Consider the following 6,518-nt stretch of genomic DNA (forward strand, 5'->3'; position numbering starts at 1 on the left):
CACCGCACTGCGGTGTCACCCATTTATGGGTGCAGTTTTCCCTTATGCTCATTATCTAAAACTCCAAAATTCGGCCCCTGTCGTAATTTTGGAGTTGAAGGGTGAGAGTTGTGATCCGTTGTTTGGATCACAACTCTCACCCTTCACGCATTTTTTGACTTTGTATTTGGCCCGTAAGTTAGGAATTTACGGGCCTCTTTTTTGAATTTTAGTGATCTCGTTACGGCAAATTTCGATTTGCCAAAACAGAAGGAGGAAACAGACTTGGTAGTTGATATTCATATCAAAGGTGTCGCTGATGCGGACGCCGCAATCATCAAACAGTTGGCAGATTCCAAGGGCCTAACGCGTAATAAGTATCTCGCGCGACTCATCCATCAGCACGCAAGAGATTACTACGTCGAAGGTGAGCTAAATGATCTAACTGAACTAACGCGGCAGTCAAAAGTAGTCATTAATAGGAACACGGAAATCATTTCGCGATTGCTATTTGCACTTGGAATTGAAAAGGAGTGAAGATTTTGCACGAACGTCGTGTGGTTTATTTGGATTCACCTAGCACGGGCGAATATGGATGGAAATATATCGATCAATACATGAAAATCCATGGCTGTAAAACTCGCGGTGAGGCATTGGAAGGTTTACTTCGCGAGCATCAAGAAATGAAAAATGAGCTGCTTGGAAACAAGCTCTTGATTCAACAGATTACCTCCGAAGTGAAGAAAATGATTGACCCAATTCGTTTGAGAACTGGTTCTACTGAGCGAAACATCACTTTATTCCGTGAGCTTTTAAATGGGTTCATAGTTCTCCACGGCATGGACGATCAGTTCCCAGTTACTGACGTGCAAAGTGATGCAATTACCCAGGCCGATCAGAAGGTGTCCGATCAAATTAAAGCCCGGCAAGTTTATCGCAATAGTGACAAATACAAGCGTTTGAAACGAGGTGACTAATCGTGGGTAGTAGTGCAGGAATTGTTTCGACAATGCGCTTTGAACGACCAGGAGGCGAGCATTTTTCCGGTTATATCAACTATATTAATCGTTCCGACGCGATGCGTGCTAAGCACTTCAAAGATTGGAACGCGGTTAAGTATGATGGCTACAACCAATACATGGAAAATCCCGAGAAGAGTACCGGTATTTTCACTGCGGGCAAAGATCAACTGAATATTGATGCGCGGCAGCAACTGCGGCAATCATTTGAAAAGGCTGAACGTAATGGATCAGTTATGTGGCAGACAGTCGTCAGTTTCGACAACACTTTTTTGGCTGAACACGGCCTTTATGATCCGCAAACGCAAGAGGTAGATCAACAAAAACTTCGGATCGCGATCCGTACCGGTATGAGTAGATTGCTTGCCAACGAAGGGCTTACGGCATCTGCGGTGTGGTCAGCATCGATTCATCTCAACACCGATAATATTCATGTTCATATCGCAACAGTTGAGCCTGATCCGCAACGGGATTTTAAGGAGTTTGAACGCGATGGCAAAGTTTTTCGGGAGCGCAAAGGTTATTTGAAAGCTAGCACACTAGACAAGTTTAAGTCTGCTGTGGCGAACGAACTACTGAACCGCGATCAATCGCTGGCGCAAATTTCTAGCCTGATTCGAGATCGCTTGCCGGCTCATCAGGAACCATGGCGTAATCTCCCAGATCGGCAGTTGATGAATTACTACAAGCAGATTTATAGCAAGCTACCAGCTGATCGGCGACAGTGGCGTTACAACATGAATGACATGAAAGACTTACGCCCATTGCTTGATGCTTTTGCAAGTCGATACATGCAGCTCTATCACAAGACGGAGCTAGAAGCCTTTGACTCGCAACTGATGAACGAGGTGAAATTCCGGGAATTTCTCTACGGCAAAGGTCAGCCTGGCAAAGAAGAAAATAGATCGCAAGAATACTACGATCACAAGTATGACGAACTCTTTGCTCGAATGGGAAACTCGGTGCTCAAGGAAATGTTGGCCCAGGATCGGCGAAATCAATCCATGCATGAGGATCCTAAGGAGGATACGCCTGATTCACCAAAACGTTCATCCAGTGGCAGCTCGCCGAGTCATGGGATTTTGTCTTCGCTTAAGACAATCAAGAACCTTTTACGTGGGGACGTGCAACAACACTTGCTGAATAAACAAGCTCATGATCGCAGTGCTGCTGAAGAAGAAAACAAACGTAACAATCAAAATCAGGACTTATATCGCTAGCGCGGCCTTTATGGTCGCGTCTTTTTTTGGAGGTGATCTATGTGTCATGGATGGAAGATTTTAAGCGCGCCAAGCAGGCATCAATTGTTGATGTAGTGCAGCGTAACGGCTTTAACTTGGAGCAGGAAAGTTCTATCAGTTGGCGTGGTGTGGAGCATGATTCGCTTGTTATTGATGCTAGGAAGAATACGTTTTTTTGGAACTCGCGACAAGAACACGGGGATCCAATTGACTTTATGATGAAGGTGGTCGGTGTAGAATCAATGCAAGACGCGGTGAAGCTATTAAACGATCCTAGCTTGTCGCGTGCAGAGATTGTGCAGCACAAGACTGAGCCTTTTCAATATAGTGATCGTAATAGTAAGGATTTCACACGTGCTAACAATTACCTGACGATTGCGCGTGGCTTAAATCCACAGTTAGTTGCAACCCTGCACCAAAAAGGTTTTATACAACAGAATCAAAATGGTGATGTGGTGTTCGTTTGGGCAAAGAGCGGTCGACGCGTTGGAGCAGCCACACAAGGGACAACAATTGATTATGATGAGAACGGGCATCGTGGTACAATCAAACGCATTATGAAGAATTCGGAGCAAGACTTTGGGTTCAACTTTTCGATTGGTAGGCCAGATCGGCTACTTGTTTTTGAAGCCCCAATCGACGCGCTGTCTTACCTATCAACTCATCCTGAAACGAACAACACCATGTTTCTATCCATGGATGGTTTGAAGCCAGCAACCGTGACTAAGGGAATTCAGTATATGTATGAGCTTACTGGCGATGTTCCAAACAGTATTGGTTTTGGCGTTGATAATGATGCGGCTGGGCATACCTTTTTTGATCGGATGATGAAAGAGCGCCAATTTGTTATTCAAGAAACGGGTGAGGTCTTACCATATTTTAACTTAATGACGCACGATCGGCAGATTCCACAGGATCGAGCTGCGGTGTTACGGGGTGTTGGCAAAGCTGTTGGTGTTGACTGGCGTGATCTCGCAGCCATTGAAAAAGCCGAGACCAACTTTAGTAGCAAGCGCGAACTTGCTAACGGGTTTGATTTTCATGGTGGGTTCATCGGTGGTTCAGATAACGTTAGTAAGCCCTACACAGGGACTCAATACGCTGATCGGGCGACCGAGATTGCAACGCAAATGAAGCTGGTAACGAAGGAAGAAACGCCGGATTTTGAGCTTCTGGTTCGTCGACTTCAACCTGGTTTGTCTGATGAAGTTCGGACGAAGTTTGCTGGAAAAATTGGCAGCTATGCCCAGCAATTTAGAAAAGGGTACGAACCCGTAGCACGCCCAATCAAGGACTGGAACGACGACTTGAAAGCTATGCGATCTGAGTCACTGTCTGCGGCGCTAGGACGTCACGTTTACGCTAAGGATGGTCAGCAAATTGTTTTAGATCGTACGCCCAATAGCGACGGTACCACACATTATCAAGCCGTTAATCGCTTCGATAAGACTATCGGCTTCTTTGAAGCGGATTCGCCTCAAGAAATGGCTTATCTGATTAAGACCTACGGATATAATGCCGTCGATAAACAAGACGAGCGGGTCATGGGGGCTAAGGCAGAGCAGCCTAGGAGCAAGGCGCAGCCGCGCCAGCAAGCGGCGCAACGGGCACTTGCTAGATAAATTAGGTATCCAAGGCGGCGGTGTGGCTACGACTAGCGACGTGTGCGGGTGGTTTTCCCGTGCCGTCGCATTGCGTTGCCTTGACCAGAACCTTGCGACGACAGATAACGCTGCCGTGCCGCGTGGGCGGGCCAGGCGCCCCACGGCACCCGGCCGGAACGGCCGGCTACGCTGATCCGCCCCGCACAAAACAAAGGAGACAAGCGATGCCATGTGCCTCGCTTGCCTCCTATTTGTTTGCCTTTGATTCAGACTAGATGGTCACCCAATCGTATCTTTTCAGGTAATTCGGTTGGTCAGGTTTTTCGTATTTTGACGGTGCAGCCGTATGCATTAGACGATAGTTTGTGTCTAGCCGTAGCAGCAATTTGGCCGGTGTTCCGGTAACCAGCTCGATTGATTTTGCGACGCTTGCTGAAATGAAAGCTTTGTGATTGAGAACCTTGGATAGATGCTTTTGAGAAACGCCGATACGTTCGGCAAAGTCAACTTGAGTGATGTGGAAACTGTCTAGAATTTATTTAAACCTCCTAATCCATGGCCTCAAGCGTCTGCCAAACAGGGACGCTGTAATCGTAAGTTTTTGACGTTGGTGCCGTCGATCAAATTAGACTAGATGCTATGCAATGCTCGCCGGTCCAATCGTCAATTTGAGTGGGCGACCCAGCGCATTTGCAAGTTTAGTCAACGTATCGATGGAAGTGTTGTTACCATTTTCAATACGAACAATCGTCGTCTTAGGTACACCTGACTTGTCCGCCAGCTTCTGCTGGGACAAACCTGCTTCCTCGCGCGCTTCAAGCAGAGCCATTGCACTTGCCATTTTGTTTTTTTCTTCATTGTAGACTTCACGGTATGAGGAATCTTTCATCATTTCCGCGAAGTAGGCGTCGAGATCACCGGTGTGTTCCATTGTGAATTCGTGCAGGTCTTTACTCATTTGTCGTCTTCCTCCTTGTAGGTTTGATAGAACTCAGCTCGTAGGTCGATTGAATGATCAATTTCTCGCTGTGGCGTCTTGTTTGTCTTCTTGGAGAAGCCATGGGTGATGACATAATCACTGCCAGATACGTGAAAATATAAACCGCGCTGATAAGTTTTTCCTTGTCGTGAGCGTAACTCATATAAATTGGTTGTGAGCTTCTTGACCAGCAACCGTTGAACTGCTTCTTGTAAACCGAGTTCTTCCGTAGTATGGATGGCTAACTGTAATTTTGCTCGTTCCTTGAGTGGTAGCGAGTCGAGAAATTCAATGAATTCCATGTGGCCGTTCGGCCGCTTGTAAGGTCTAAATTTGGGCATTTCCATAATGAAATTATACCATATATTGAACCAAAAACAAATATGTGACCGCAACGTGAGCTAACCAGATTATTGGTAAGAAACCACGAAGGTGCTATTTTTGACTGTCAATGATCGATTCACGAGTTTCCTTTTCCATCTTGTCGAGGTATTCGGTCACATACCGTCGATCTAGCAAGTGCGCAACGTCGGCGGGCTAAGCACCCCCAGAGCACCCGGCCGGGACGGCCGGCTATAATGAGCCGTCCTAGGCAAAGCAAAGGAGGCAATCGAGGCTGTGCGCCTGGTTGTCTCCCTTTTGTTTGCTATTTGTTAGTGTACACGTCGTTTCGTTTCGCAACTTTAACAACCAAAATCTCAAATTTTCCGTCGTTGATGTCGGCAATCACGCGGTAGCTACCGATTCGGTAGCGCCAGAGTGTACCTAAGTCACCTTCCAAGGCTTTTCCCCATGCGCGCGGATTATCGTATCCTTCAATGTGCTTGTCCAACCACCGAACGATTCGTCGTTGAACCTGTTGGTCAAGCTTAGAGAAATTCTTTTCAGCAACTTTATCAAAACTCCAGTGATATTCTTTGCTCATGCGTCCATGCCTAAACGCTTAAGGATTTCAGAACGGCTTACAGTTTCGCCGTGACTCGCGGCGAGGTTGGCTTGTGCGTCTTTGTAGTCTTCTTCGTCTTCCATGCGTTCAAGTACGGCTTGACGCATGTACATTGTGACGGATACACCGTTAAACTCAGCGAGGCGCTTAACCTTGTCATATTGGTCATTTTTGAAACGTAGCGATGTTACAGTTGTGTCTGCCAAAGTAATCACCCTTTCAATTTATTTTGATTGTACCACAGAACAGACTTCAACAGAAGTCTGTTCTGAATGAGTGGCTTATAATTAGGCTAGTAGTGCACCACGGTCGCGGGTTGGGGTGAGTCGGTCTTTAAGGCTGGCTAAAAGCGCCTTATCACTTTCGGTTTTGAGCGGGCCACAACTTTCGGCAATCAGCAGTATCGCTTCCAGAGCCCGCTCGCGATTGTAGTGAGGAATAATATGAGCAAGGTCAGTCATGATTGAGCGTGTTGGGCTATAACGATAGGACTCAAGTGGTAACCAACATGTCGGGTCGTTGCGATTCATGGTGAGGTTGGCGGCGTAGTTCATTCGTGCTAACTGAGTGATGATTTGTTCTAAAATAGTGACGTTGGTAGTGCCAAGTAACTGGAATTGGTGGCATTGAACGTAAACGCCAAGGGCGTCGAAGACTTCACGCGTCACTAGAAAAATGGTTTCGTTGTTAGTCATATAAACCTGGATTATTCATAGAATTTCAAAAAAGCAGCGCAATCCCATGATTCAC

10 protein-coding genes are annotated in these 6,518 nt (G+C 46.5%); 4 read left to right on the forward strand and 6 right to left on the reverse strand.

The window, feature by feature from the left end; genetic code table 11:
- Positions 1–264: 264 nt before the first annotated feature.
- The 4 genes from FD01_RS08435 to FD01_RS08450 are packed head-to-tail and all read left to right on the forward strand — an operon-like array spanning position 265 to position 3,861.
- Positions 265–516: a hypothetical protein gene (locus FD01_RS08435; protein WP_054719246.1), complete on the forward strand. Its 252-nt coding sequence runs from the start codon at positions 265–267 to the stop codon at positions 514–516.
- Positions 513–956, forward strand: coding sequence for a hypothetical protein (locus FD01_RS08440; protein ID WP_225436215.1), 444 nt, complete (start codon positions 513–515; stop codon positions 954–956). Before FD01_RS08435 ends, FD01_RS08440 begins: the two co-directional genes overlap by 4 nt.
- A gap of 2 nt (positions 957–958) precedes the next feature.
- Positions 959–2,218, forward strand: a complete 1,260-nt coding sequence (gene mobP2, locus FD01_RS08445; RefSeq protein WP_056963710.1) for a MobP2 family relaxase — start codon at positions 959–961, stop codon at positions 2,216–2,218.
- Positions 2,219–2,268: 50 nt separating this feature from the next.
- On the forward strand, positions 2,269–3,861 hold the full coding sequence (locus FD01_RS08450) for a DUF3991 domain-containing protein (RefSeq protein WP_225436250.1): 1,593 nt from the start codon (positions 2,269–2,271) through the stop codon (positions 3,859–3,861).
- Between the two features lie 253 nt (positions 3,862–4,114).
- Here the strand turns inward: FD01_RS08450 and FD01_RS15725 are convergent, their stop codons facing one another.
- The 6 genes from FD01_RS15725 to FD01_RS08475 form a co-directional block, all read right to left on the reverse strand.
- On the reverse strand, positions 4,115–4,378 hold the full coding sequence (locus FD01_RS15725) for a helix-turn-helix transcriptional regulator (RefSeq protein WP_152164869.1): 264 nt from the start codon (positions 4,376–4,378) through the stop codon (positions 4,115–4,117).
- Between the two features lie 102 nt (positions 4,379–4,480).
- Positions 4,481–4,801: a helix-turn-helix transcriptional regulator gene (locus FD01_RS08455; protein WP_054719243.1), complete on the reverse strand. Its 321-nt coding sequence runs from the start codon at positions 4,799–4,801 to the stop codon at positions 4,481–4,483.
- A complete protein-coding gene (locus FD01_RS08460) occupies positions 4,798–5,169 on the reverse strand; it encodes a type II toxin-antitoxin system RelE/ParE family toxin (protein WP_056963714.1) in 372 nt (123 codons plus the stop codon). Before FD01_RS08460 ends, FD01_RS08455 begins: the two co-directional genes overlap by 4 nt.
- Positions 5,170–5,468: 299 nt before the next feature.
- Positions 5,469–5,747: a type II toxin-antitoxin system RelE family toxin gene (locus tag FD01_RS08465; protein WP_054719237.1), complete on the reverse strand. Its 279-nt coding sequence runs from the start codon at positions 5,745–5,747 to the stop codon at positions 5,469–5,471.
- Entirely contained in the window at positions 5,744–5,974 is a 231-nt protein-coding gene (relB, locus tag FD01_RS08470) for a type II toxin-antitoxin system RelB family antitoxin (protein WP_054719233.1), read from the reverse strand. Before relB ends, FD01_RS08465 begins: the two co-directional genes overlap by 4 nt.
- An 81-nt stretch (positions 5,975–6,055) precedes the next feature.
- A complete protein-coding gene (locus FD01_RS08475; protein ID WP_054719249.1) occupies positions 6,056–6,463 on the reverse strand; it encodes a hypothetical protein in 408 nt (135 codons plus the stop codon).
- Positions 6,464–6,518 lie beyond the last annotated feature (55 nt).

It is taken from the genome of Lacticaseibacillus manihotivorans DSM 13343 = JCM 12514 (assembly GCF_001435035.1).
GTDB classification, from domain to species: Bacteria; Bacillota; Bacilli; order Lactobacillales; family Lactobacillaceae; genus Lacticaseibacillus; species Lacticaseibacillus manihotivorans.

Bases quoted from the DNA above. Each gene is read 5' to 3' on its own strand.
- FD01_RS08450 (WP_225436250.1), top strand. From the start codon at position 2,269: ATGGAAGATTTTAAGCGCGCCAAGCAGGCATCAATTGTTGATGTAGTG.
- FD01_RS08455 (WP_054719243.1), bottom strand. From the start codon at position 4,801: ATGAGTAAAGACCTGCACGAATTCACAATGGAACACACCGGTGATCTC.
- FD01_RS08460 (WP_056963714.1), bottom strand. From the start codon at position 5,169: ATGGAAATGCCCAAATTTAGACCTTACAAGCGGCCGAACGGCCACATG.
- FD01_RS08465 (WP_054719237.1), bottom strand. From the start codon at position 5,747: ATGAGCAAAGAATATCACTGGAGTTTTGATAAAGTTGCTGAAAAGAAT.
- FD01_RS08475 (WP_054719249.1), bottom strand. From the start codon at position 6,463: ATGACTAACAACGAAACCATTTTTCTAGTGACGCGTGAAGTCTTCGAC.